The sequence below is a fragment of the Photorhabdus heterorhabditis genome (genome assembly GCF_018448905.1).
In the GTDB taxonomy this organism is placed as follows: Bacteria; Pseudomonadota; Gammaproteobacteria; order Enterobacterales; family Enterobacteriaceae; genus Photorhabdus; species Photorhabdus heterorhabditis.
This window is the reverse complement of record NZ_RCWA01000036.1, coordinates 21853-47740: the sequence shown is the minus strand read 5'-3', so window position 1 is coordinate 47740 and position 25888 is coordinate 21853. Positions and strand designations below refer to the sequence as shown.

Sequence of the window (25888 nt, the reverse complement as noted above, 5' to 3'; positions counted from 1 at the left end):
CAGATTGTCTGATTAATTGTTAAAGAGCAGGCCACCTTAAAATTTGATATTCTCGGTCAGCCGGGCTGCGTATATTACGCTTTTTGCCCGCAGAGTCAAGCGCTTATTTGCGCTCCCCTGCCCAACCTCACACGTTTTCTCAGCGTTGTGTCGGTCAGTGGTGGCGCATTATAGGGCGTTCTTCGGCGCTGGCAAGTGTTTATTTGAAAAAAGTTAACGACCGCGGTTTTTTTCAACAAAACATTGATAAAAAGAACAAGTTGATTATTTTTCATTCGAGACTCTAAGGAAATCATCGGCAAAACGAGCGACTCGCTGCCAATCTGTATATTCAATCTCCTTAGTTGTATCCGTTTCCCCTCCAGTCATTTTCATGATCAATTTAACCATTACACGATCCAACCAGTGATAACGAGGATAAAGTAATGCGCCAGCAAAAACACCGCACAGATCTGGTTTCCAAGGTGTATTAAGCAAAAATTTACGAACATATACATTCGTTTCAGGAGTACATTTCTCTGGCTTCCTTGCGGTTAGATTAACGCCAAAAAATGCGGTGGGCATTTTATTAAGTTGTTGTTGATGGCAAATAGCGAATTTTTTCAGTACTGGATTAAAATGGCCATATCTGATTGAAGCTCCAATCATAACCTTGTCATAAGATTCCCAATTGACTCTTTCTACTGTTGCCAATTCTTTAAGATCACATACTTCCCCTGCTCTGCGTAAATTTTCAGCAATACAAGTAATAATTTTCTTCGTCTGCCCATCTCGACTGGAATAAAGCAATAAACAATTCATATCTATACCCTTTTCCCAATAGGCTATTCACGCCAAAAGGTCGGTGTAAATAAAACTAACAAAGTGAATACTTCCAAACGACCAAACAACATCGTTATAACTAATATCCACTTAGCTATCGGATTCATTGCAGTAAAGTTATCTGCAACAACACCCAGCCCTGGCCCTAGATTATTCAGTGTAGCGGCTATCGCAGAAAAAGCAGAAAGCTCGTCTACACCTGTTGCAATCAGTAACAACAAACTAATGATAAATACCAAAGCATAAGCAGAGAAGAATCCCCAGACAGCTTCAATAATACGTTCAGGTAATGCCCTTCGTCCTAACTTAAGGGTATAGACCGCATTCGGATGAACCAAGCGCTTCAACTCACGGGAACCTTGCAGGAATAACAATAAGATACGAATAACTTTCAGTCCCCCCCCCGTCGAACCGGCACAGCCACCGATAAAAGCAGAACACAATAACAATATGGGCAAAAATGATGGCCAACGGGCAAAGCTATCTGTACTGAATCCAGCGGTTGTCGCCATTGAGACAACCTGGAAAAAAGCTTGGTTTAATGTCTCTATCCCCGATTTATAAACAGCATGATTCCATAACATTAGAGTACAAATAATCACCAGAACTAATTGAATGGAGATAAACATACGGAATTCAGGATCTCGCCAATATACTGTCAGACTACGTCCCGTTAACACCGCGAAATGCAGACCAAAGTTGCAACCAGAAATCAACAGAAAAATCGCAATAATGGTGTTTATCGCGGGACTATCGAAATAACCAATACTGGCATCATGAGTAGAAAATCCACCGATCGCGATAGTTGAAAAGCTGTGAGAAATAGCATCAAAAACTGACATGCCAGCCGCCCATAATGCCAGAGCACAAGCAATTGTCAGTAACACATAGATCAACCATAAAGTTTTTGCCGTTTCAGCAATTCGCGGACGCATTTTATTATCTTTCAAAGGTCCCGGCATTTCAGCTCGATAGAGCTGCATTCCCCCAACCCCAAGCAGAGGCAGTATTGCAACCGCCAATACAATAATCCCCATCCCACCCAACCATTGCAACATCTGCCGGTAGAAGAGAATCGCCTTAGGTAAGGAATCAAGTCCAATAAGTGTTGTCGCACCGGTTGTTGTTAAACCAGAGAAAGATTCAAAGAATGCGTCTGTAATAGAAAGACTTGGCTGTTCAGAAAAGATGAAAGGCAAAGCCCCAACACTTCCTAATACCGTCCAGAATAAAACCACGATAAGAAACCCTTCTCGAGGTTTTAATTCGTGTTTTTGCTCCCGGTTAGGTATCCAAAGTATCAGACCAATAACTAAGGCAAAAATAAATGTCTGACTAAATGCACGCCCAGCGCCATCACGATAGATAAGCGCTACCAACCCGGGAATAATCATAGTGACAGAGAAAAGAATGACAAGCAGCCCAACAATACGGGTTATGGCACGAAAATGCATTCAGCTGGTTCCTTAGAAATCCAGTTACAGAGAATATTTACAAATCAGGTGTTAAATTCAGTACACCACGACTCAGATCACGTAATTTATCACTGACTTCACCCACTAGGGTAGCTGGGAGTGAAATTTGCAAAGTAACACTCTCTGTATACTCACTGGAAATGATCTTTCCTGCTGACTTCTGTAATAACTGTTCAACCATAGAAATATGGGCATATTCACACTGTAAAGAACAGAGTTTCTGTGGAACCTTATATTTTGTTTCCAGTAACTTCAGCGCCTGTTGGACACCACTTCCATATGCCCTAACCAATCCACCAGTACCTAATTTTATTCCACCAAAATAACGGACAACAACCGCTGTTATTTCACCAACATTATTTCCCATAAGCTGGGATAACATTGGCTTACCAGCGGTTCCTGAAGGTTCACCATCATCTGAAAAACCCAATTGCTGTGAATCATCTGGTGCACCAGCAACAAATGCCCAGCAATGATGACGAGCGTCAGGGTATTGAGCTTTAATTTGCTGAATAAACGCTTTAGCCTCATCTACTCCGCAGGTATGTCCCAGCAGAGTAATAAAACGGCTTTTTTTAATCTCTTCAGCCCAACTCACTGAAGCTGCCGGTATCAAATAAGGTTTCATTATGGCAGTTGAAGATCCCGAGTCATGTTTTCCACTTTATTTTCATGGATAACAATATTGTCTTCGATACGTATACCACCGAAAGGTTTAAACATCTCTATTTTATTCCAGTCAAAATGTTTACTAAATTCACTTTCACGCCAAGATGCAAGCAGCGATTCAATGAAATAAAGGCCCGGTTCAATGGTCAGCACCATACGAGGTTCCAGAATACGGGTACAGCGTAGATATGGATATACATCCGGCGCTGCTAAATGCGTACCTGTATCATCCTGCATAAATCCTGCCACATCATGAACCTGTAATCCAAGAAGATGACCAATACCATGCGGAAAAAATGGCATTGTCAGCCCTTTTTCAACCATAGCCTCTTCACTAATATTTTTCACAATCCCATGTTTTTTCAGCAATTTGGCGATTCTATGATGCATTTGGATATGATATTCGGTATAGCGAACTCCTGCTTTAATTGTACTGATGAGAGCTTTTTGTTCAGCATTTACATCTTTAATCAGAGAAGCAAATTCGTTATTACTTTTTGCTGCATAAGTACGGGTAATATCTGCCGCATAGCCATTATATTCAGCACCGGCATCAATCAGAAAACTACGCGCTTCGGCAGGTGCATTGTGCTGTAATACTGTGTAATGCAAGACGGCTGAATTCTCATTCATAGCAATAATATTGTCATAAGGAACATCTGTATCACGGTGACCTGTTGCCATCAGATAAGATATATTGATATCAAATTCACTCATGCCAGCCTGAAATGCTTCATGAGCTGCCAAATGCCCAACAACAGCCGTTTTCTGCGCTTCACGCATACAAGCCAATTCATAATCTGTTTTATATGAACGATAAAAATGCAAATAATCCAGAACAGCCTTTGGATTAATATTATGTTCAGAAAAACCAAGTTCTTTTGCTCTTTGTTGAGAACAACCGATATAAACAACATTATGTTTTACATAAGAATTTAGCTCTGAATTAATATCTCCGGTATTTGCCAGATGAATCATTTCGACTTCTTTGGTCCAATAACTGGTTGGTAACGGTTCTACGCTGTGCCAATAATCTATTGGTGAATAAAACCATAATTTAGGTTTATTAATACCATCTACCCATAACCAGCAATTAGGCACTTTAGTTACTGGCACCCAAGCTTTGAAGTGAGCATTAACGTTGAAAGGATAGTCTCTGTCATCAAGGAAAATACGTTGTAACTCTCCAGAGTGAATAAGCAGAGCGTCAAATTGATTATGTGCCAATACTTCACGGGCACGTTGTTGTAATGTAGAGATATGTTCGTGGTACAGAGATGCCAACTTTTCCATTTCAATTGACCTTTTTTTATTTTATGTCTGAATCATCAGCTTATCACAATCGTTGATCTTTGCAGGTATCACGTCAAAATCATTTCAATATTATCTGATCCTACTAATCCCTTATTTATCAAAATATAAAAACAATTATTGCCCATGAGATATAAATCTTACTTGTGATCACCCTTGCAAAAAATTAATCACTCATTTGCATTTACTTAACATAATAACCACAATCAAACCCATCTGGTCATACCAGATGGTATGCGCTCATTTAGGAGAACGACATGCTCTATCAAAGTGAAACAATTCAAGTAAGCTGGCTGAAAGATGGCATTGCTGAGCTAGTTTTCAATGCCCCAGCCGCTATTAATAAACTGGATACCAAAACTGTTGCATCTCTGGATAAGGCTGTCGCAAGCCTAGAGCAACAAGCTGGATTGAAAGGCGTTTTATTACGTTCTGAGAAAGTCGCATTTATTGTTGGTGCGGATATTACTGAATTCCTCTCTTTATTTGATTCACCCGTAGAAAAACTGCAAGAATGGCTTGATTTCTCAAATAGCATTTTTAACCGGATAGAAGATTTACCCGTCCCAACCATTTCGGCAATAAATGGTTATGCTCTAGGTGGCGGTTGTGAATGTGTTCTATCTACAGATTTCCGTGTAGCCTCCCCCGACGTGCGCATTGGGCTGCCAGAAACCAAGCTTGGTATCATGCCTGGTTTCGGCGGCTCAGTTCGCCTTCCACGCCTTATCGGGACAGACAATGCACTGGATATCATCGCCGCAGGTAAAGATATTGGTGCGGAAGAAGCATTGAAAAATGGCCTTATTGATGCCGTTGTTTCTAATGAAAAACTGATTGATTCTGCAGTCTCAATGCTGGAACAGGCTATTGCAGGAAACCTAGACTGGAAAGCAGCACGCCAGCCAAAGTTAGAGCCTTTGAAACTTAATGACATTGAACGTGGTATGAGTTTTAGTGTAGCAAAAGGCATGGTGATGAAAGTTGCTGGCCCACACTACCCAGCACCTATCACTGCAGTTAAATCCATAGAAAAAGCCGCTAAACTTGGCCGTGATGAAGCACTGAAACAAGAAACTGCCAGCTTTATTCCTCTGGCACAGACAAATGTTGCCCGTGCTTTAGTCGGTATTTTCCTTAATGACCAGTACATAAAAGGACTGGCGAAAAAACATCTGAAAGAAGTCACAACACCTGAATATGCTGCAGTGCTAGGCGCAGGAATTATGGGGGGTGGTATCGCCTATCAATCTGCCCGGAAAGGGATCCCTGTTATGATGAAAGACATCAGTCAGCAGGCCCTTGAGTTAGGCATGAATGAAGCGGCGAAACTTTTAAACAAACAGTTTGAACGTGGTCGTCTGAATGCTATAAAAATGGCAAAAACCCTCTCTTCTATTCAACCTACATTAAATTATGCCGGTATTGAACAGGCTCAAATCGTGGTTGAAGCAGTAGTAGAGAATCCTAAAATCAAAACGGCTGTACTATCAGAAACTGAAAATTTAGTTAATGAAGATTGTGTCTTGGCATCCAACACTTCAACAATTCCAATTTCAGAATTAGCCAACGCCTTAAAACGTCCAGAAAACTTCTGTGGTATGCATTTCTTTAATCCGGTCCATCGTATGCCGTTGGTTGAAGTTATCCGGGGTGAAAAAACATCTGAAAAGACAATTTCAACCGTAGTTGCTTACGCCAGCAAAATAGGCAAAACCCCCATCGTAGTTAATGATTGCCCGGGATTCTTTGTAAACCGGGTGCTACTCCCTTATCTCTTTGGTTTCGGTCTGTTGTTACGTGACGGTGGCGATTTCCGCCAAATAGACAAAATTATGGAGAAGGAATTTGGCTGGCCGATGGGTCCTGCTTATCTTATTGATGTTATTGGTCTTGATACTGCACATCATGCCCAGTCAGTCATGGCCAAAGGGTTCCCAGATCGTATGCAGCTTGATTATAAAGATGCCATTAATGTTTTATATGAAAATCAACGTTACGGGCAGAAAAACGGCACTGGTTTCTATAAATACACGCAGGATAAGAAAGGCAAACCGAAGAAAGAGCAGGACGATCAAACAGATCAACTTCTGGCAACCATCTGCCAACCGAAGAATAATTTCTCCGGCGAGGAAATCATTGCCCGTACTATGGTTCCAATGATCAATGAAGTTGTCCGTTGTTTGGAAGAAGGTGTCATTGCCAGCCCAGCAGAAGCAGATATGGCTCTGGTCTATGGCCTCGGTTTCCCTCCGTTCCGTGGTGGCGTTTTCCGTTATCTGGAAACAATGGGAACAGCAGCTTACGTAAAAATGGCTGAAAATTATGCTCACCTCGGTGCTCTTTATCAGGTGCCACCTGGTCTGAAAGCCAAAGCTGAACGTAATGAAAGTTACTATCCTACAGCAGCAACGATTGCTGTCAGCACCGGAACAACAGTGTGAGGTCTGGAAACATGGAAAATGTAGTCATTATTGATGGCATCCGTACCCCCATGGGGCGCTCAAAAGGTGGTGCCTTCCGTCAGGTCCGGGCTGAAGATCTCTCCGCTCACCTGATGAAAGAAATATTTAAGCGTAATCCGGCAATACAGAAACACAAGATAGATGATATTTACTGGGGCTGTGTTCAACAAACTCTGGAACAAGGTTTCAACATCGCCCGTAATTCTGCATTGCTGGCTGGTTTTCCTCACTCTGTACCCGCCGTGACTGTTAACCGGCTGTGCGGTTCATCAATGCAGGCACTGCATGACGGCGCCCGTATGATCATGACCGGAGAAGCCAATGCTACTCTGATTGGTGGCGTAGAACACATGGGCCATGTTCCGATGACTCATGGTGTGGATTTCCACCCTAAAATGGGTCTAAGCGTTGCTAAAGCCGCAGGTATGATGGGTTTAACCGCTGAAATGCTGGCAAAAATTCACCATATCAGCCGTGAAATGCAGGATGAATTTTCACTTCGTTCTCATCAACGTGCAACACAAGCCACACAATCAGGCGCATTCTCCAACGAGATATCACCAATTTATAGTCACGATGCCGATGGCACACTGAAGCTACTTGATTACGATGAGGTGATCCGCCCAGATGCTAATCTGAAAGATCTGGCTGCTCTGCGTCCTGTATTCGATCCAGTAACAGGCTCAGTCACAGCAGGAAGCTCCTCTGCTTTATCCGATGGTGCATCTGCAATGCTGATAACCAGTGAAAGTTATGCCAAGAGTCTGGGGCTGAAACCTCGTGCCCGTATCCGTTCCATGGCAGTTGTTGGTTGCGATCCTTCCATTATGGGATATGGCCCAGTCCCTGCTACACAAATGGCGCTCAAAAAAGCAGGTTTAGAACTGGATGACATTGGCGTGATTGAACTAAACGAAGCATTTGCTGCTCAGTCACTTGCCTGCCTGAAGGGCCTGAATTTGCTGGATAGTATGGATGACAAAGTCAACCTGAACGGTGGCGCAATTGCTCTCGGACACCCATTAGGCTGCTCAGGTTCTCGCATCACAACAACATTGTTGAATCTGATGGAATGCCGCAATGTTCAATTTGGTCTGGCAACCATGTGTATCGGCTTAGGCCAAGGTATTGCCACCATCATAGAAAGAATGGATTAAGAACTTATCTGTAAAAAATACTATAACTGAGTCGTTGTTGCCGTAATTCCCGCCTGTCAGGGGCGGGTTTTTTTATTATCATTTTAAATGAATTCGAAAGCATCGCCATACATACTGTCAGCAGAGGCCCCACGCTCACAACAAAAGCGCTCACGAGCAATTTTTGCCATTTCAAAACGCCCAGCAATGTAGATATCGTAATTGGACAAACTACCAAAATCTTCTAGCACCGCTTTGAGAACTGTCCCAGTACGCCCACACCAGCCATTCTCCGACTGTTCAACAACTGGAACAACTATCAGATTAGGATAACTATCTGTAAGTAGCTGTAATTCGGCAAGATCATATAAATGTTGTGATTCTCTTCCCCCCCAGTAAATAGAGATCTGGCGTTCAGGTTGTTCTTCCAAAGCTGTCAACAATATAGAACGGGTATAAGAAAACCCCGTACCACCTGCAATCAATAACAGCGGATTAGTGCTACTCTGACGGAACCAAGCTTTACCATAAGGGATATCAACATCAATTATTTTCCGTTCAAGAATTCTATCCATCACAGCCATTGCATACAGATTCAGTTCGGAGGCACCAATATGTAGTTCAATAAACTTCTTTTCTGAAGGCGTTGATGCCATTGAAAACGGACGCTTATCTCTCTCATCCATCACCACCATCAGATACTGACCGGCACGGAATGAGAACGGAGAATCAGGAAGTAACCGTACCCGATAAACCGTATCAGTAATAGCCTCTACGGAGGTTACTTTACAGCTCAGTGTTGTCATGCGTTCCCTCTTATGGTCTTAAAATATCTAATTCATCCCAAATTTTGTTGACGCGAGTACGCACTTCCTCACTCATCACGATAGGGCGTCCCCATTCCCTCTGCGTCTCCCCCGGCCATTTATTCGTTGCATCCATTCCCATTTTCGAACCTAATCCTGAAACTGGTGATGCAAAGTCGAGATAATCGATTGGAGTATTATCCATTAATACTGTATCTCTTACCGGGTCCATTCGCGTAGTTATTGCCCAAATGACATCGTTCCAGTCTCTGGCATTAATATCATCATCACAAACAATAACAAATTTTGTATACATAAATTGCCGCAGATATGACCAAACCCCCATCATGACCCGTTTAGCATGACCTGCATACTGTTTCTTCATAGTCACAACTGCAAGGCGATAAGAGCAACCTTCTGGAGGCAAATAAAAATCGACAATTTCAGGAAATTGCTTTTGCAAAATCGGAACCAGCACCTCATTCAATGCAACCCCTAATACCGCAGGTTCATCTGGCGGGCGACCAGTATAAGTCGAGTGATAAATAGCATCGTGACGTTGAGTAACATGTGTCACAGTGAACACTGGGAACATATCAATTTCATTATAATAACCCGTATGGTCACCATATGGCCCTTCAGGGGCTAACTCGCCAGGCTCAATATATCCCTCCAATATGATCTCTGCACTTGCTGGCACTTCCAAGTTATTTGAAAGACATTTCACAACTTCTGTTTTATGTCCCCTTAACAGCCCAGCAAATGCATATTCTGATAACGTGTCGGGAACTGGCGTCACAGCACCCAATATCGTTGCCGGATCAGCCCCCAACGCAACAGCAACAGGAAAACGCTCTCCTGGGTGTGCCTGACACCATTCCTGAAAATCAAGAGCCCCACCACGATGAGATAACCAACGCATAATGAGTTTATTTTTACCCAACACCTGCTGGCGATAAATACCAAGGTTTTGCCGCTCTTTATTTGGGCCACGTGTTACTGTCAGCCCCCAAGTAATCAGCGGAGCCGCATCCTCTGGCCAACAGTGCATTATAGGGATACGGTTTAAATCTACATCATCCCCAACCCAAACCTGTTCCTGACAAGCCGCAGTACTAAGCCGTTTGGTCGGCATATTAAGGACTTGCTTAAATTTCGGCAACTTATCCAGCAAATCACGAAAACCTTTCGGGGGATCAGGTTCTTTCAAAAAAGCGAGCAACTTACCTACATCGTGCAAAGCTTTAACATCATCCTGCCCCATCCCCATAGCAACACGTTCGGTAGTACCAAACAAATTACACAATACAGGCATTGAATAGCCTTTGGGATTTTCAAACAATAAGGCCGGTCCACCAGCACGAAGAGTACGATCCGCAATCTCAGTCATCTCCAAATAAGGATCAACTTCAAGGCTGACACGTTTCAATTCACCTTTCTGCTCTAACAAGGTCAGAAAGTCTCTCAAATCACGGTATTTCATACTATCCATTCATGCCGGTTTTTAAGGGGGGAAAACATTATAAGCTATCCCATTCAGCTTTTTTGTGTTTTTTTGGAAGACTACAAGGTAAACCAATAACTTAATAAAAAGCAATGGGTTTAATTCAACCTTGCGATCTCAGAGCCAAATATACCTGCAATTAACAGAGCAGATATCATGCTCGGCAAACATTATATCCAACCGATCTTTAGCATAGATTAACTAGCTCGAATTATCTGAAAGTTTGCCATTATTAAGCAGAAATATTTATACATTTATTTTTTCCCCCTATTAATTGCAGAAAGAATCACCAACGGTCTACCATAATATTACTCATCGCTTTTTTACTGAAAATACAGTGCCTACTCATAACAATAAATATCTATCATCAAACAATTATCACTAAGATAATGCCTGTAATGCCCTTTCCTATTTTGCTATGCTTAATAGTCATTGGATCAAGGTTAAATAAACATGGAAAACTGGTACCTCATCTACTGTAAACGTGGACAAATTTCACGAGCAATAGAAAATCTAGAACGACAGGATGTTGCCTGCCTGACTCCTACTGCGAGAATTGAAAAAATAACCCGTGGTAAACGTACTGTGAATACAGAACCACTTTTCCCTAATTATTTGTTTGTTCAGTTTGACCCAGAAGTTATCCATACTACGACTGTCAATTCAACGCGCGGCGTCAGCCATTTTGTCCGTTTTGGTATACATCCGGCTATCGTGCCGGAAACGCTGATTAATGAAATCATGTCTACGACAGAGCAAGAATATGTATCACCAAATACACCTGTGACTGGTGACACGGTATTAATCACAGAAGGAATTTTTGAAGGATTACAAGCTATCTACAATGAGCCAGATGGAGAAACCCGTTCTATTTTGTTGCTTAATATTCTGAATAAGCAATTACCTAAGGCACTTGATAACAAGCAGTTTGTGAAAATTTAACCAAACAAAAAAACGGGCAGAATCATATTCACCCGTTTTTAATCAATATTAAAACCGCTGCTCAAATAACTGTTGAGCAACCTGTTTTGCAAAATATGTCAGTACGCCATCTGCTCCTGCACGCTTGAAACATAACAGGGACTCTATAATTACCTGTTCCTGTAACCAGCCATTCTGGATAGCAGCCATATGCATGGCATATTCGCCAGATACTTGATAAGCAAAGGTTGGAACACCAAATGTCTCTTTTACCCTACGGATAACATCCAAGTAAGGCATACCCGGTTTAACCATCACAGTATCAGCGCCTTCCTGCAAATCCTGTGCAATCTCTTGCAATGCTTCATCGCTGTTGGCTGGGTCCATCTGATAATTCTTTTTATTACCACCTTTTAGATTACTACTTGAGCCGATAGCATCACGGAAAGGACCATAATAACCAGAAGCATACTTAGCGGAATAAGCCATAATCTGAGTATTTACATGACCTTCCTCTTCAAGCTTCTCTCGAATTGCACCAATCCGCCCATCCATCATGTCACTCGGTGCAACAATCTCAGCACCAGCCTCCGCATGTGACAGCGCCTGTTTAACCAAGATCTCTTTGGTTACATCATTAATTACATAACCATCCTGATCGATGATCCCATCCTGACCATGTGTAGTAAACGGATCTAATGCCACATCAGTTAGTAATCCCAGTTCAGGAACTGCATCTTTCAGCTCACGTATAGTCCGCTGAATTAGCCCATCAGGGCTATAAGCTTCTTTCGCATCCAAAGATTTTTTATCTGCTTCAATAACAGGAAACAGAGACAACACAGGAATACCCAACCGAGCAATCTCTTCAGCTTCTTTCAACAAAAGATCAATTGTCAGACGATACACTCCTGGCATAGAAGGAACTTCCTGACGACAGTGAGTTCCTTCCATCACAAATACAGGATAGATTAAATCATTAACAGTTAATTGATTTTCAGCAACTAAACGACGGGAAAAATCATGACGGCGCATTCGGCGCATTCGGCGGCCTGGGAAAGTGCCTGGAAATACATAGCCCATATAGCTCTCCTAACTTAAAACCCAGCGCACTAGCGCTGGGTTAATTAATATGCTATCGCTTTGTGTTAATATCTTAACACTACAGAACAACATGTTAAGATTACTATTATCACTTTTCCGTATTTGCTTCCGATGTTTGCTCGTCTTCTGAACGATCTCCCAGTTTGCGCTGCCCAGTGTAAAAACGAGAGAGCAAAATACCCAGTTCAAACAACAGATACATAGGAATAGCCAGTAAAGTTTGCGAGAAGACATCTGGGGGCGTTAACAACATGCCGACAACAAAAGCGCCTACCAAAATATACGGGCGCTTTTTCTTCAGGGATTCAGGTGTCACCACCCCACTCCAGCACAATAAAATAATGGCAACTGGTACTTCAAAAGAAACACCAAAAGCCATGAACAGTGCCATGACAAAGCTTAAATAGTTACTGATATCTGTTGCAATCAAAACTCCTTCAGGAGCAGTCTTAGCAAAGAATCCAAAAGCTATCGGAAATACGACGAAGTAAGCAAATGCCATCCCCAAATAGAACAACAAACTACTGGAAAAAAGCAGAGGGATCATCAAGCGGCGCTCATGCTTATATAATGCAGGAGCAATAAATGCCCACACCTGATAGAGAACCATAGGTGCAGATACAAATATCGACACCATAATGGTCAATTTTATTGGTGTGAAAAAGGGAGAAGCAACATCCGTCGCTATCATACTGGCACCTTGAGGCAATTGCTTAATTAAAGGTGCAGAAATCATCTGATAGATGTCGTTAGAAAAATAAACCAATGCTAAAAAAACCACTAATACAGTCAGTAAACTGTTTAGAATTCGCTTGCGCAGTTCAATAAGATGACTGATAAGTGGTTGAGTATCATCAACAGCCATGTTTTAGTGTTCACCATTAACTTAATCAGAAGTTTTTTTCTTCGCATCAGAAGCCGCTTTATCATCCACTGGAGAAGAAGATCCGGATGAAGCCACAATCTGAGACGTTGCCGACTTTTGGGCCACCCCATTTATTTCTGATGCTTGCATATTCCCCGCATCAGGTTCGGTTTGGTATGCTTTTTTCAAAGATTCAGCCGCTTCTTTCAACTCATCCATCGAAGCTTTTAATTCCGGAGATAAATTCTGCAAGCCTGCTTCTTCTTCGACTTTTTTTAGGCTTTCCTGGAGTTCCTGTAATTTCAGTTCCTGGGCAAGCTCATTTTGGACGTTAGCAGCCAAAGAACGTAATGCCCTGATCCAACCAGCAACCGTTTTTACTGCCACCGGTAGCCGTTCTGGCCCCAGAACCACCAAGCCAATGACCATAACCAATAGTAGCTCGCCAAAACCAATGTCAAACACGGTTTATACCTGCTCTTTGTTTTTGCTCTCAGATGTTTCAGATCGAGCTACAGATTGTTTTTCAGTAATGTTTTTAGTTTCAAAATCAGCATCATTACTGGTTTTCTGAGCGTGATCAGGCTGATTATCATCCCCTATCGCTTTTTTAAAACCTTTAATAGATGCCCCAAGATCAGAACCCAGAGTACGAAGTTTATTTGTGCCGAACAACAGCACCACAATGACCGCAATGATAAGTAATTGCCAAATGCTTATACCGCCCATCCTGATTTACCTCTATTAACAGGGATTATCATTCATAGCTCATTATACGACGAACTATGTCTTCGAAAATACCGACCTTCAAATAAAGCTACCTAAGACAAATTTTACTAAGTTTTACTCAACCTACACCAGCCAAACAGCCATGAAACAGCGCCCATGCCTATAAACAGCCAAGGGATATTTGCTAAGCCAGACAACAAAAACAAACTCCCACAGAGAAACAATGTCGCACCAACACCGAGCAAATACTGTGACTGCCGCTGTTTTATCTGTTGTCCTTTTAACTGATCTGACAGCTTCTCAATGTTGGCTTGCAAATACTTATGCTGCTGAAGACTGTCATACACTAATTCGGGTAGCTCTGGCAACTTTTCTGCCCAATAAGGTGCTTTTTCTTTCAGTGCACGAATAACCGCAGGTAATCCGACTTGACTATGTAACCACTCCTCCAGAAACGGTTTTGCTGTTTTCCATAAATCAAGTTGTGGATAGAGCTGCCGTCCTAAGCCTTCTACATACAAAAGCGTCTTTTGCAGAAGAACCAACTGAGGCTGTACTGCCATATTAAAACGGCGTGCAGTATTAAACAGATTCAGAAGAACATGCCCAAATGAAATTTCTGCAAGCGGCTTCTCAAATATTGGTTCACAAACTGTACGAATTGCAAACTCAAAGTCTTCAACATTGGTATCACTGGGCACCCAACCTGAATCCACATGAAGTTCAGCAACTTTCCGATAATCACGATTAAAGAAAGCGATAAAATTCTCAGCCAGGTAACGTTTATCATCTTTATTAAGAGAACCAACAATACCGCAATCAATACCAATATAAAACGGATCTTCAGGATGTTCATAACTGACAAAAATATTTCCCGGATGCATATCCGCATGAAAGAAACTGTCACGAAAAACCTGAGTAAAAAAAACCTGAACTCCCCGTTCAGCCAGTAATTTCATATTGGTATTCTGCGCTTCCAACGCTTCAATATCAGAAACTGGAATACCATAAACCCGTTCCATCACCAGAACATTTTCACGGCAATAATCAGAATAAATTTCTGGCACATAGAGCATTGAACTCTTTTCGAAATTACGGCGAAGCTGAATTGAATTAGCTGCTTCACGCAGTAAATTTAGCTCATCAATCAACGTCTTTTCGTATTCCCTCACGACTTCACGAGGACGTAAACGGCGCCCATCGGGCAATAACATTGGTACCCAGTTAGCCAGACGATACATTAACCGGATATCTGCTTTAATAATTGGCAGAATATCCGGGCGGATTACTTTAATAACGATTTCCTGACCATTTTCTTTTAACCGAGCAGTATGTACCTGAGCAATTGAAGCAGAAGCTAAAGCTTTAGGTTCAAAATCATCAAACCAAGTTTCCAGCTCTCCCCCTAAAGAAGTTTCAATATATTGACGAGCTAAAGCACCGTCGAAAGAGGCAACCCGGTCTTGCAACAAAGCCAATTGATCCGCTATTGCAGGTGGAAAAAGATCACGCCTTGTTGAAAGCATCTGGCCAAATTTAATCCAGACTGGTCCCAACTCCTGTAAGGCAAGTCGTAATCTCTCCCCAAGTGATTTATCTTTATGTCTGTTCGGAATCCAGAATAACAAATAACGCCCAAAACGAAGAGGCCAAGTCAAACGAATCCGGGGAATCAGTTCATCCAATCCGTAAGAAAGCAAAACCCGTATAATCAAATAAAGGCGTCTTAATTCACTTGGTGTCATATTTTCCCTCTAATACCGCCAATCGTTGCTCTATTTGCCTGATATCTTCGGTTAACACGCTAACTTCTTCACTGAAATGAGCCACTTCAAGCTTATTTGGCGCCAGTTTCCATTCTTCTGTTAATGTTTCCACCAGATAATTTTTCTGGCACGCTATTGAACCGGAAAAAAACTGAAATCCTTTTTTAATTACCTGATTAATACCTTCAGCAGCGATATCTCCAACATAAGGGGAAAGGTAATGGGCCAAATCCCATTCAACCATATCCAGCAAAGCAGACCATTGCTGAACGACCTGCATATCCCCTTCAATAACTATTTCACCATTATTGAGTAACCTGGAAAGCTGTTGACGATCCCGTAGCTTAAGCAAAACAGAAAAATTAGTTTTAACTGTACAATCGGCAGATTCAGTCCATTGACTTAATACGTCCACTTGTTTTTCACTGAATACCAGTGTAAGTGGTGTATTCATTTCTTTCAGTTCAATCGACAAAACTTTACCCATCAAGCGTATACGGGCTAGCCTCAACACAGGTTCGCGGTACAACATGTGATTCAACGATGTTTCCATCACTGCGGTTAAAACCGGCATCAATGTGGAATTCATAGTTTTACTCAGTGATGGCCTTTCCATCTCAGAATTTGAAACCTCTATGTAGTGCAACAATGCCGCCAGTCATATTGGTATAAGTCACCTGTTCGAAGCCAGCATCTTCCATCATTGTTTTAAGTGTTTCTTGATCAGGATGCATACGAATAGATTCCGCCAGATAACGATAACTATCAGCATCCTGCACAAAAACTTGACCAATTTTTGGCAACAAATGGAAAGAATAAGCATCATAAGCTTTACTTAATGGTGCAAGCAAAGGTTTAGAAAACTCAAGCACCAATAAGCGCCCACCAGGTTTCAAAACCCGAAACATAGAGCGCAGGGCCTTTTCTTTTTCAGTCACATTGCGTAAACCAAAAGAGATAGTGATGCAATCAAAATAGTTATCAGGAAAAGGTAAAGCTTCCGCATTAGCTTGCACATAACTGACATTACCAACAATACCAGTATCACGTAATTTCTCACGCCCAACCTTCAGCATAGATTCATTTATATCAGCAAGAACAATTTCCCCTTTCTCACCAACTATGCGGGAAAATTTAGCTGTCAGATCTCCCGTACCACCAGCCAAATCAAGCACCCTTTGACTCCGGCGAACACCACTGGCATTAATCGCCACACGCTTCCAGATACGATGGATGCCAAACGACATTAAATCATTCATTAAATCGTATTTTGCAGCAACAGAATGAAACACTTCAGCTACCATGCCCTCTTTTTCATCTTTCGCTACAGTGCGGAAACCAAAATGTGTGGTTTGTTTCGTTTGGTCTACCATATTATTTGCCCGCTTTTTACTCAAACTGTTATAAAAGTGTATCAGCCTTTCATACAAAACCCCATCCTAGCGTTAATCATTAGCACAGGATGGTTGGTTAGCCCTATCAGCTAATTCAGGATCAATAGGACGTTTTACTTCAACTCCTAAATTACGAAAACCCTCCGCCTGGCTAATCAGATTACCACGTCCCCCAGTAAGCTTTTTCATTGCTAACCGATAATTAAGTTGAGCCTTATCCAAGCTTTGCCCTAAACCTTGCATATCCTCAACAAACAAACGCATCTTATCGTACATTCTAGAAGCCTTATCCGCGATTAAACGAGCATTTTGGCTCTGATACTCATATCGCCACAAGTTATTGATAGTACGCACTGCAACTAATAATGTTGATGGACTAACCAGCATAATATTGTGTTTAAGTGCCTCATCAAGCAGCTCAGGCGCTCTGTTGAGCGCAATCAAATAAGCGGGTTCAACTGGAATAAACATCAGTACATAGTCCAGCGATTTCAACCCAGGTAGTTGCTGGTAATCTTTACGACTCAAGCCGCGAATATGGCCTTTAATTGAGTTAATATGGTCCTGAAGGGCTAATTCCTGCTGATGCCGATCTTCACTGTTAAAATAACGCTCATAAGCCACTAGTGACATTTTGGCATCGATAACCACATCTTTCCCTTGCGGCAAATGAACAATAACATCGGGTTGGAAACGACTGTTACCCTCTACCTTGATATTCACCTGAGTGCAAAATTCATGTCCCTCTCGTAACCCAGAGGCTTCCAGAATACGAGCAAGCACCACTTCCCCCCAATCTCCTTGAATTTTGTTATCACCTTTAAGGGCATTTGTCAGATTAACAGCCTCTTTCGCCATCTGGGCATTCAGTTGCTGTAAATTACGGATTTCATGTGTAAGAGTATGCCGTTCACGGGCTTCCTGACCAAAACTCTCCTGTACCTGGCGGCGAAAACCATCAAGTTGTTCACGAAACGGAGTCAGAAGACTACTAAGACTCTGCCGATTTTGCTCATCTGTACGACGACCAGTTTGTTCAAAAATACGGTTAGCCAAATTTTCAAATTGAGTATTCAGACGTAGTTCACTATTGATCAATAACCGCTGTTTCTCCTCAGCTGCAAGGCGACTCTCTTCCAGCCGAGTAGTCACTTCCCGTAGTTCAGATTCCTGCACGCTGTTGACTTCTCTCTGGGCTCGCAATTCCTGGTTCAATTGTTCACATTCAGCCCGCCAGTAAGCCAACTGCTCAAGTTTTTCATTGGCAACTGCAAGCTGGCTGTTTAATTCCCGGAACTCCCGTTCTTGTTGCTGAATACGTTGATAAACAGAAAGCCAGACGATAACGCCCCCACCCAGCAAGCCCCCGAAAATACCAATCAACATATATAGCAACTGGATATCCACCTGTATTTCCTCTGTTACATTCTTCAGCCAGTTAAATTAAATAGATACTGTATATATGTCCAGATTGATTTATATAAATGGTTCAGTTTACGAAGCCACTCGCAATCAGCTCATCCATTCAGCCAGCCATTGCAAACCAAAAGCACCTGGCGCTAATATCCCAAAAGACCAGATAAGTGCAGAACAGATATTAGCAATTTGAAAATAGCGCAATGGCATAGTACAGATCCCCGCCACTAATGGCACAATTGCACGAAATGGGCCAAAGAACCGACCGAAGAAAATGCTCCAAATACCCCAACGATCAAAGAAATGGTGCACTCGTGTCAACAACTGTGGCTTGCGGGAAATCGGCCAAATCTTGACAACATCACCTTTAAAATAAGCACCAACGATGTAGGATACCCAATCGCCGAAAAAGGCCCCTGCTGCTGCTGCCAACCACATTGGCCAAAAATTAAGGCCACTTTCACCTATTAATGCACCTAATCCGAGCAATATGATAGTTGCTGGCAATAGCAAGGAGAAAAAAGCTAAAGATTCACCAAAAGCGAGTAAGAAAATTATCGGTATGATCCAAGTATCATGGGCTTTAACAAAATCTACAACCAGATCAACTAATTCATGGAGGCTCAAATTCATATTCCTATATTGATTAATACCATATTCAATTTAACTACTACCGTATTAACCAGAATTAAACCGATATTTTATTCAAGGAAATAACCTTGTAATTTCTTACGGGCTGCACAATCAAGGCCAAAGTCTTTCTCCAGCCATACATCTACACTGCCATAATTCTGATTAATACTGTTTAATGCCGTCATGAGAAACTCTTCTCTGACGGAATAGACATAAGCGAATTTCTCAACCACATTGTCACTCATGGTTTTCGCATGTTCATTCAACAAATACTCTCGGTAAGGAGCCAACGTAGAATTAGTCACCAAATAATCTTCCATTACCGTGTCCAAATCAGCGCCAAGTGCAAACAACACCAGCGCAGAACCTACACCGGTTCTATCTTTACCTACCGCACAATGTTGTACTATTCCGCCTTTTTCCGGCTGTTGCAGTAAGCTAACCAGTGTCTTATAAGCGGGGTTTTTTAAAGGCAATAATTCATAAAGACGGAACATAAATGCCTGTGGATTAAATTGTTCCAACGTTTCTGACGCTAATTTCTCCAGATTAGCATTCACCTCCTCAGATAATGGATTAGCAGGGGCATGGTGATAATTAGCACCATTCCATATCTGATCGGGCTTATCAGATATTTCACTTATATCCCGATAATCTATAATTTGAAACAGGTTTTTCTTTGCCAAGAAAGATTGGTCTTTTTCTGTCAAAAGATCTAGAGAACCGGAACGGAAAAGTAAACCTGATTTGATTTTCCCGCCACTGACTACCGTTTTACCACCTAAATCACGGAAATTAATCCCTCCATGGAGGGGAAGCGCCGATGGATGTAATAAGAAGGATGTTGTAATCATGATTACTCTTAATTAGTTGTAAAATATTAAGACATTAACAGATTTCTATCTAAAAAGAAGAGTGAGCCGGAATATTCCGGCCCTAAAGAATATGATTTACAATAGGCGGCGAGCAGCCTCTACTACGATCATCAATGCACTGCTCTCGGTTTTCTTTAGCAATTCAACATCAGGGATTTCCTGCTGAGTACGGTTAACAATGACACCAGCAACCATACCCGCACGCAGCCCCTGGCTTGCACACATAGTCAACAAAGTTGCAGATTCCATTTCATAGTTCATGACGCCCATTGCCTGCCATTCAGCCATTGACCCTTTGAAACGACTCACAACACGGCCAGAATAGGTATCATAACGTTCCTGACCAGGATAGAAAGTATCTGAAGAAGCTGTTACGCCAACATGTGTCGTTGCACCTAAATCTTTTGCCGTTTCATACAACGCAGTTGTACATTCAAAATCTGCAACTGCCGGAAACTCCATCGGCGCAAAATGCAAGCTAGCACCATCCAAGCGAACAGCCGCCGTGGTTACCAGTACATCACCAACATTAATATTTTCTTGAATTGCCCCTGTTGTACCAATACGCAGGAAAGTACGAACACCTAATTGTGCTAATTCTTCAACAGCAATGGACGTTGATGGACCACCTATACCCGTGGAGCAAACAATAACTGCTTTACCATCAATTTCTGCTCGCCATGACGTAAATTCACGCAAAGAAGCAAGATGAACTGGGTTGTCCATTAATCTTGCAATTTTTTCCACACGTTTCGGATCACCCGGAACAATAGCTAGAGTTGCGCCTTGCAGGTCGCTTTTGGTCAGACCCAAGTGAAACACATCAGACATATCAGACTCCTCAGAGGGAAGAATTTATAATGAAATTAATTGAAATCTACTGTATTGAGTATTTAGACATCTATTAGTGATAAATATCACTTTAAAGTAAGATAAAAAAGAAAAACGTACATTATTTTGAGACATAAGTCACAAAATAACCATAAAACAAGAAAAAATGAGTGGTCTAACTATTACTGAAGATTAACACGGGATTGAACAACAATTGCAAATTTAACAAAAAAAGCCGAATGTTTTCTCTCAATCATAAGCTATCTGAATACATTCACACTGGGAAACAAACAATAAATTGTTTAATTATATTTATATTTCAAACAACACCAAGAAGAGAATAGGCCCAAATAACTGATTTGATTTATTAACCGTGAAGAAGAAAAACAAAGGTCTACTGCAACTTCATTAAATATAAATTATCCGCTCCTATGTTTATACCCGTAATCTTTCAAGTCGCCTCTTTGTTGGCTGCACTCACTCCCCCGGTCACATCGTTATCTATGCTCCCGGGGATTCGCTCCCTTGCCGTCGCGATCCATCTTGAAATCCACTGGGTATATAAACCAACAGTACAATACATCGAATTATATTTTCATCGAATTTTTATTATCGTGAAAAATTAAAAAAAATTATATTTTATTTCCATATCTAATGAAATGTTTTTTCTTTATTATTTTTCACAATGTTATAATTATATTTACAATAAAAATGTAACAATTAACAAATATAAATATCACAATCACCTTTTATAGAATGCATATTGTTTAAACATATTAGAATTTTTCCAACATGCAGGAGTGCTATCTATGGTGCCACAAAAAACAGTTTTAATTACAGGTTTTGATCCTTTCGACGATGAAACGATAAACCCGTCATGGGAAGCAGCTAAACAGCTGCAAGGTCGCAGACTATGCGGAGCGCGGGTCGAAGCTCGCCAGCTTCCATGCGTATTCGATGTCTCTCTGGCTTGCCTATACACCGCTATTGATGAAATACAACCTGATCTAGTGATTTCAGTAGGACAAGCGGGCGGTAGGCCAGATATTACCGTAGAACGCGTAGCAATTAATATTAATGATGCTCGTATTCCTGATAATCAAGGCAATCAGCCTATCAATACTCCCATAGTCGTAACAGGCCCTGCGGCCTACTTCTCCACATTACCGATCAATGCGATAGTCAAAGGCTTGCATAAAGCAGGAGTCCCTGCCTCAATCTCACAAACCGCAGGCACTTTTGTCTGTAATCACGTTATGTATGGCTTGTTGCATCATTTGGCATACACCAATCCTGAAATACGTGGTGGATTTATCCATATTCCCTATCTGCCTGAGCAGGCAGCTCGGCACTCAGGTACTCCAAGTATGACCTTAGAAACTGTCATAACAGCGCTGGAAATTGCCATCGATGAAGCATTAAAAAACAGTGAGGATGTCGTCATCAGTGGAGGTGCAACTCATTAATTTGATGTTTCGCTCACTGCGGTTGAAAACTCTCCACGAAAATGACAGGCACAGAGAACCACGATCTACTGGATAATATTAACCAAACAGCAAAGATAATCCTCTCTCTCTGTGCCTGCACAATGTCCATATGTAACTATACCTGTTATCTTTCAAGTTGCCTCTTTGTTGGCTGCGTTCACTTGCCGCCACGCTGCAAATTGAAATCTATTGGGTATATCAAGCACCTGATACTTTTTTTAAATGACTAATCAGCATACTATTTACATAGGTTACTTTATAATTTCGACTGTTATTACATTGAAATTTAGTCTATTCAACAGAATCGGTCATACCGCATGAGAATATAAATCATCTTTAGTTATGAAATTAGATATATTTTCCAAGTCTATTGATAAAATTATTTCACCCAATATTCCACGGTTAATATCAGATTCATCTATTTTTGTTAATTTTATTTCTGAAAGATGACCATTCATATTTTTAAAATATTCATCTTCATGATTTTTGGTTCTGATTATCTTCCGTTTTGAATACAGATCATATTTATAAACCTCTGTGTTGATTTCTTCAGGAAAATACATCTGACCAACAAAGGAAAAATGCTCTTTTTCATTTATATCTTTGCTAATCTGTCTAATTGCAATATGAATATGAGTTGCCCTACCAACATAAAACCCAGGATAAATAGTAGTAAAATTGACCACTCCATTTTTATCCGATTGTTGAGCACCTCTTAGAAAAACTTTATCATCAGTTCTGTCGATAGCGGATATTTCACCGGCTTTAGGTGGTATATCAGGGCTTATATAACTCCAGCCAGAATATTTCCCCCGACTATTACAGTGCCAAATATCAACAAATAATTTATCGACAGGCTTACATGTTTTCTCATCCATGATAGTGATTTTTAATAAAAAAGGTATTCCTGCTTCTGAATCAGTAATATCCCTCCTTACAATTTTACTATTTCGGAAATATGGCCCTGATATTTGCTCTGGAGCAAGCGTACACACACCTATTCCATTCTGTGACGATAATTTTCCTTCTGCACGGGCCAAACCAATCGGAGCAAATGCAGCCGTAGCCGTGATAACAGCACCACTTTTTAGAAAATCTCTTCGAGAGCTACTTTTCTTACCTTGCAAATTATTTACATCCATATAATCCTCTCATTAATTATTTAGTTTCTATTACAATGCTTCCAGTTTCCATTTTGTTACGTTGCGGGTATTTTGTTAATAAAATATATTTTTTCCAATATCAATATGGAATATATAAATCACAAAAAGTTTTATTACAGAGGAAGTCCCATTAAGCGACAAACTCCCCTAAGAGAAAGATTATTTTATGAAAAATGCCCATCACCCATTAGAGGTGACAGGCAAATTGTTAGATTAGTTATTTCGCCGATTCACGTAGACGTTTCGCCGCCTGCACCATATTTGCCAATGACTGGCGAGTTTCGGTCCAACCACGAGTTTTCAAGCCACAATCCGGGTTAACCCACAAACGTTCGACCGGAATACGATCAGCTGCTTTGCGTAATAGTGCTTCAATCCATTCAACACTAGGTACGTTAGGTGAATGAATATCATAAACACCCGGCCCAATCTCATTTGGATAAGAGAAGTTTTCGAATGACTCCAACAGCTCCATATCTGAACGGGAAGTTTCAATAGTAATCACATCCGCATCCAATGCTGCAATAGAAGGCATGATGTCATTGAACTCGCAATAACACATATGAGTGTGAATCTGTGTGTCATCTTTAGCAATTGCAGCACTCAATTTAAATGCCTCTACCGACCAGTCTAGATAAGCTTGCCATTCTTCCCGACGCAGTGGCAAACCTTCTCGCAATGCAGGTTCATCAATCTGGATGATACCAATGCCAGCTTCCTGCAAATCATTCACTTCATCACGCAGTGCCAATGCAATTTGCTTAGCAATCGTCTCACGGCTGACATCTTCCCTTGGGAATGACCAACAGAGAATAGTTACAGGCCCGGTTAACATTCCTTTGACAGGTTTCTCTGTCAACGATTGAGCATATTTCGCCCACTCCACAGTGATAGCTTCAGGACGGCTAATATCACCAATAATCACTGGTGGCTTAACACAACGGGACCCATAACTTTGAACCCAACCATTCTGCGTAAAGACAAAACCATCGAAGTGTTCACCAAAGTATTCCACCATGTCGTTGCGCTCAGCTTCGCCATGAACCAAGACATCTAATTCTAAACGTTCCTGTTCGTTAATTGCCTGCTTAATATGTTCACAAATATTGGTTCGATAGTTAGTACCATCTACCCGGCCTTTTTTGAAATCCAGACGCAAGCTGCGGATTTCCGTTGTTTGCGGGAATGATCCAATTGTTGTTGTCGGCCACAATGGCAAGTTATAGCGCTGGCGCTGTATTTCTGCACGTTGTGGATATGGCTGATTACGCTCACTGTCCTGTGGATTAATTGCGGTAAGTCGCTCAGTAACCGTCTGATTATTCACCCGTTTAGATTCACGGCGAGCACGGATTGGCGCACTGTAAGCATCCAATTCTGCTTGTTTACTGCCTTCTGGCTGATTCAATGCCGCAGCTAGCAGAGCCAATTCCTCACATTTCTGTAATGCGAACGCAAACCAGCTTTTCACCTCTGCATCAAGCGCTGTCTCATCACTCAAATCGATAGGACTGTGCAGCAGGGAACAAGAAGAACCGACCCACAGTGTACGACTACCTATCAATGGCTTAATCAACTGATATTTAGCGGTTAAATCGGCACGCCATACGTTACGACCATTAATCACACCAAGGGAAAGTAACCATTCTTTTGGCAATAATTCATGCAATTGTGCAATATCATCTTGACCAGCAACCAGATCCACATGCAGCCCTTGTACCGGCAGGGATTTGATCGTTTCCAGATTGTGACCAATGCTATCGAAGTAGGTGGTCAACAATGATTTAACCTGCCCCTGAAGTGCCTGATAAGCAACCGGATAAGCTGCCAGCCACTCTGCTGGTAATTCCAGAACCAGCGCAGGTTCATCAATCTGAACCCATTCAATACCACGTCTAGCCAGCTCAGCTAATACTTGCTGATAAACAGGAAGAATATCTTGCAATAAAGAGAGACGATCAAATACCTGACCTTTCACCTTACCCAACCACAGGTAAGTTACCGGCCCCAGTAAAACTGGCTTCACTTGATGACCCAAGGCCAACGCTTCATCCACTTCTTCTAGTAACTGAGTCCAACTCAGTTTAAATTCCTGTCCTTGCTGAAATTCTGGCACAATATAATGGTAGTTAGTATTAAACCATTTAGTCATTTCTGCAGCAGCGGCAGGTTCACCTGTCGGCGCACGACCGCGGGCAATACGGAATAGTGTATCCAGATTAATCGTGCCATCTGGATTCTGGTGACGCGGTGGTACATTACCGAGTAGTAAGCTAGTCGTCAGAACATGATCATACCAAGCGAAATCACCAACCGGCACTAAATCAACACCAGCCTGCTTCTGTTGCTCCCAGTGACGGGCACGTAACTCACGGCCTGTTTCCAATAATTCTTGCTGGGAAATTTTCCCTGCCCAATAGTTTTCCTGAGCCTTTTTGAGTTCTCTTTTCAAACCGATACGTGGAAAGCCAAGTGTGTGATTAATAATCGTCATTTCATTATCCCGTCATTTTTAG

At 41.6% G+C, this 25888-nt stretch carries 23 protein-coding genes; 4 read left to right on the top strand and 19 right to left on the bottom strand.

Going from position 1 to position 25888, the window contains the following annotated elements; all coding sequences use genetic code 11:
- Positions 1-264 precede the first annotated feature (264 nt).
- Genes hemG through pepQ form a run of 4 tightly spaced genes read right to left on the bottom strand, consistent with a single transcriptional unit; the run spans position 265 to position 4259 of the window.
- Positions 265-801, bottom strand: coding sequence for a menaquinone-dependent protoporphyrinogen IX dehydrogenase (hemG, locus tag EAE89_RS18340; RefSeq protein ID WP_054479342.1), 537 nt, complete (start codon positions 799-801; stop codon positions 265-267).
- 23 nt (positions 802-824) lie between these two features.
- On the bottom strand, positions 825-2276 hold the full coding sequence (gene trkH, locus EAE89_RS18335) for a Trk system potassium transporter TrkH (protein ID WP_214086370.1): 1452 nt from the start codon (positions 2274-2276) through the stop codon (positions 825-827).
- Between the two features lie 37 nt (positions 2277-2313).
- On the bottom strand, positions 2314-2925 hold the full coding sequence (locus EAE89_RS18330) for an IMPACT family protein (protein WP_054479338.1): 612 nt from the start codon (positions 2923-2925) through the stop codon (positions 2314-2316).
- Positions 2925-4259: a Xaa-Pro dipeptidase gene (gene pepQ, locus EAE89_RS18325; RefSeq protein ID WP_054479336.1), complete on the bottom strand. Its 1335-nt coding sequence runs from the start codon at positions 4257-4259 to the stop codon at positions 2925-2927. Before pepQ ends, EAE89_RS18330 begins: the two co-directional genes overlap by 1 nt.
- A 275-nt stretch (positions 4260-4534) precedes the next feature.
- Here pepQ and fadB point away from each other — a divergent pair, with 275 nt between their 5' ends.
- Together fadB and fadA are read left to right on the top strand one after the other, a co-directional pair.
- Positions 4535-6721 carry a fatty acid oxidation complex subunit alpha FadB gene (gene fadB / locus EAE89_RS18320; protein ID WP_054479334.1) on the top strand — a complete coding sequence of 729 codons (2187 nt, stop codon included), beginning with the start codon at positions 4535-4537 and terminating at the stop codon, positions 6719-6721.
- A gap of 11 nt (positions 6722-6732) precedes the next feature.
- Positions 6733-7899, top strand: coding sequence for an acetyl-CoA C-acyltransferase FadA (fadA, locus tag EAE89_RS18315; protein WP_054479332.1), 1167 nt, complete (start codon positions 6733-6735; stop codon positions 7897-7899).
- 83 nt (positions 7900-7982) lie between these two features.
- Here the strand turns inward: fadA and fre are convergent, their stop codons facing one another.
- Positions 7983-8684, bottom strand: coding sequence for an NAD(P)H-flavin reductase (fre, locus tag EAE89_RS18310; protein WP_054479331.1), 702 nt, complete (start codon positions 8682-8684; stop codon positions 7983-7985).
- Between the two features lie 10 nt (positions 8685-8694).
- The gene (gene ubiD, locus EAE89_RS18305) at positions 8695-10167 is read right to left on the bottom strand and encodes a 4-hydroxy-3-polyprenylbenzoate decarboxylase (RefSeq protein ID WP_054479329.1); all 1473 of its coding nucleotides are present in this window, start codon (positions 10165-10167) and stop codon (positions 8695-8697) included.
- Between the two features lie 474 nt (positions 10168-10641).
- Between ubiD and rfaH the strand changes: the two genes are divergently transcribed.
- Entirely contained in the window at positions 10642-11130 is a 489-nt protein-coding gene (gene rfaH / locus EAE89_RS18300) for a transcription/translation regulatory transformer protein RfaH (RefSeq protein ID WP_054479327.1), read from the top strand.
- Positions 11131-11178: 48 nt separating this feature from the next.
- On the opposite strand, the gene hemB is transcribed toward rfaH, so the two are convergent.
- The 11 genes from hemB to udp all read right to left on the bottom strand — a co-directional run bounded on the left by hemB (position 11179) and on the right by udp (position 20722).
- The gene (gene hemB, locus EAE89_RS18295; protein WP_054479325.1) at positions 11179-12192 is read right to left on the bottom strand and encodes a porphobilinogen synthase; all 1014 of its coding nucleotides are present in this window, start codon (positions 12190-12192) and stop codon (positions 11179-11181) included.
- Positions 12193-12301: 109 nt separating this feature from the next.
- Positions 12302-13078, bottom strand: a complete 777-nt coding sequence (tatC, locus tag EAE89_RS18290; RefSeq protein WP_054479323.1) for a Sec-independent protein translocase subunit TatC — start codon at positions 13076-13078, stop codon at positions 12302-12304.
- 21 nt (positions 13079-13099) lie between these two features.
- Complete coding sequence (gene tatB, locus EAE89_RS18285) at positions 13100-13543, bottom strand: Sec-independent protein translocase protein TatB (RefSeq protein WP_054479321.1); 444 nt, start codon at positions 13541-13543, stop codon at positions 13100-13102.
- Between the two features lie 3 nt (positions 13544-13546).
- Positions 13547-13807, bottom strand: coding sequence for a Sec-independent protein translocase subunit TatA (tatA, locus tag EAE89_RS18280; RefSeq protein WP_054479319.1), 261 nt, complete (start codon positions 13805-13807; stop codon positions 13547-13549).
- Positions 13808-13914: 107 nt separating this feature from the next.
- The gene (ubiB, locus tag EAE89_RS18275) at positions 13915-15552 is read right to left on the bottom strand and encodes a ubiquinone biosynthesis regulatory protein kinase UbiB (RefSeq protein ID WP_054479317.1); all 1638 of its coding nucleotides are present in this window, start codon (positions 15550-15552) and stop codon (positions 13915-13917) included.
- Positions 15539-16162, bottom strand: a complete 624-nt coding sequence (ubiJ, locus tag EAE89_RS18270) for a ubiquinone biosynthesis protein UbiJ (protein WP_235525469.1) — start codon at positions 16160-16162, stop codon at positions 15539-15541. The genes ubiB and ubiJ overlap by 14 nt, the downstream gene beginning before the upstream one ends.
- A gap of 28 nt (positions 16163-16190) precedes the next feature.
- Positions 16191-16946 carry a bifunctional demethylmenaquinone methyltransferase/2-methoxy-6-polyprenyl-1,4-benzoquinol methylase UbiE gene (ubiE, locus tag EAE89_RS18265; protein ID WP_149617381.1) on the bottom strand — a complete coding sequence of 252 codons (756 nt, stop codon included), beginning with the start codon at positions 16944-16946 and terminating at the stop codon, positions 16191-16193.
- A gap of 72 nt (positions 16947-17018) precedes the next feature.
- The gene (gene rmuC, locus EAE89_RS18260; protein ID WP_244866601.1) at positions 17019-18353 is read right to left on the bottom strand and encodes a DNA recombination protein RmuC; all 1335 of its coding nucleotides are present in this window, start codon (positions 18351-18353) and stop codon (positions 17019-17021) included.
- Between the two features lie 126 nt (positions 18354-18479).
- A complete protein-coding gene (locus EAE89_RS18255) occupies positions 18480-19016 on the bottom strand; it encodes a DedA family protein (RefSeq protein ID WP_420806671.1) in 537 nt (178 codons plus the stop codon).
- A 68-nt stretch (positions 19017-19084) separates the two neighbouring features.
- Complete coding sequence (locus tag EAE89_RS18250; protein ID WP_054479311.1) at positions 19085-19870, bottom strand: tyrosine-protein phosphatase; 786 nt, start codon at positions 19868-19870, stop codon at positions 19085-19087.
- 96 nt (positions 19871-19966) lie between these two features.
- The gene (udp, locus tag EAE89_RS18245) at positions 19967-20722 is read right to left on the bottom strand and encodes a uridine phosphorylase (RefSeq protein ID WP_054479309.1); all 756 of its coding nucleotides are present in this window, start codon (positions 20720-20722) and stop codon (positions 19967-19969) included.
- An 809-nt stretch (positions 20723-21531) separates the two neighbouring features.
- Between udp and pcp the strand changes: the two genes are divergently transcribed.
- A complete protein-coding gene (gene pcp, locus EAE89_RS18240; RefSeq protein WP_054479307.1) occupies positions 21532-22188 on the top strand; it encodes a pyroglutamyl-peptidase I in 657 nt (218 codons plus the stop codon).
- Between the two features lie 329 nt (positions 22189-22517).
- On the opposite strand, the gene EAE89_RS18235 is transcribed toward pcp, so the two are convergent.
- Both EAE89_RS18235 and metE read right to left on the bottom strand, forming a co-directional pair.
- A complete protein-coding gene (locus EAE89_RS18235; RefSeq protein WP_214086368.1) occupies positions 22518-23351 on the bottom strand; it encodes a twin-arginine translocation signal domain-containing protein in 834 nt (277 codons plus the stop codon).
- A 238-nt stretch (positions 23352-23589) separates the two neighbouring features.
- On the bottom strand, positions 23590-25866 hold the full coding sequence (gene metE, locus EAE89_RS18230; RefSeq protein WP_214086367.1) for a 5-methyltetrahydropteroyltriglutamate--homocysteine S-methyltransferase: 2277 nt from the start codon (positions 25864-25866) through the stop codon (positions 23590-23592).
- Positions 25867-25888 lie beyond the last annotated feature (22 nt).

Excerpts from the sequence above, each read along its gene's own strand:
- ubiE (WP_149617381.1), bottom strand. The coding sequence starts at position 16,946 with ATGGTAGACCAAACGAAACAAACCACACATTTTGGTTTCCGCACTGTA.
- pcp (WP_054479307.1), top strand. The coding sequence starts at position 21,532 with ATGGTGCCACAAAAAACAGTTTTAATTACAGGTTTTGATCCTTTCGAC.
- tatC (WP_054479323.1), bottom strand. The coding sequence starts at position 13,078 with ATGGCTGTTGATGATACTCAACCACTTATCAGTCATCTTATTGAACTG.
- EAE89_RS18255 (WP_420806671.1), bottom strand. The coding sequence starts at position 19,016 with ATGAATTTGAGCCTCCATGAATTAGTTGATCTGGTTGTAGATTTTGTT.
- udp (WP_054479309.1), bottom strand. The coding sequence starts at position 20,722 with ATGTCTGATGTGTTTCACTTGGGTCTGACCAAAAGCGACCTGCAAGGC.
- rmuC (WP_244866601.1), bottom strand. The coding sequence starts at position 18,353 with ATGTTGATTGGTATTTTCGGGGGCTTGCTGGGTGGGGGCGTTATCGTC.
- trkH (WP_214086370.1), bottom strand. The coding sequence starts at position 2,276 with ATGCATTTTCGTGCCATAACCCGTATTGTTGGGCTGCTTGTCATTCTT.
- ubiB (WP_054479317.1), bottom strand. The coding sequence starts at position 15,552 with ATGACACCAAGTGAATTAAGACGCCTTTATTTGATTATACGGGTTTTG.
- fadB (WP_054479334.1), top strand. The coding sequence starts at position 4,535 with ATGCTCTATCAAAGTGAAACAATTCAAGTAAGCTGGCTGAAAGATGGC.
- pepQ (WP_054479336.1), bottom strand. The coding sequence starts at position 4,259 with ATGGAAAAGTTGGCATCTCTGTACCACGAACATATCTCTACATTACAA.
- EAE89_RS18330 (WP_054479338.1), bottom strand. The coding sequence starts at position 2,925 with ATGAAACCTTATTTGATACCGGCAGCTTCAGTGAGTTGGGCTGAAGAG.
- fadA (WP_054479332.1), top strand. The coding sequence starts at position 6,733 with ATGGAAAATGTAGTCATTATTGATGGCATCCGTACCCCCATGGGGCGC.
- rfaH (WP_054479327.1), top strand. The coding sequence starts at position 10,642 with ATGGAAAACTGGTACCTCATCTACTGTAAACGTGGACAAATTTCACGA.
- hemG (WP_054479342.1), bottom strand. The coding sequence starts at position 801 with ATGAATTGTTTATTGCTTTATTCCAGTCGAGATGGGCAGACGAAGAAA.
- hemB (WP_054479325.1), bottom strand. The coding sequence starts at position 12,192 with ATGGGCTATGTATTTCCAGGCACTTTCCCAGGCCGCCGAATGCGCCGA.
- fre (WP_054479331.1), bottom strand. The coding sequence starts at position 8,684 with ATGACAACACTGAGCTGTAAAGTAACCTCCGTAGAGGCTATTACTGAT.
- tatA (WP_054479319.1), bottom strand. The coding sequence starts at position 13,807 with ATGGGCGGTATAAGCATTTGGCAATTACTTATCATTGCGGTCATTGTG.
- EAE89_RS18250 (WP_054479311.1), bottom strand. The coding sequence starts at position 19,870 with ATGATTACAACATCCTTCTTATTACATCCATCGGCGCTTCCCCTCCAT.
- EAE89_RS18235 (WP_214086368.1), bottom strand. The coding sequence starts at position 23,351 with ATGGATGTAAATAATTTGCAAGGTAAGAAAAGTAGCTCTCGAAGAGAT.
- ubiJ (WP_235525469.1), bottom strand. The coding sequence starts at position 16,162 with ATGAATTCCACATTGATGCCGGTTTTAACCGCAGTGATGGAAACATCG.
- ubiD (WP_054479329.1), bottom strand. The coding sequence starts at position 10,167 with ATGAAATACCGTGATTTGAGAGACTTTCTGACCTTGTTAGAGCAGAAA.
- metE (WP_214086367.1), bottom strand. The coding sequence starts at position 25,866 with ATGACGATTATTAATCACACACTTGGCTTTCCACGTATCGGTTTGAAA.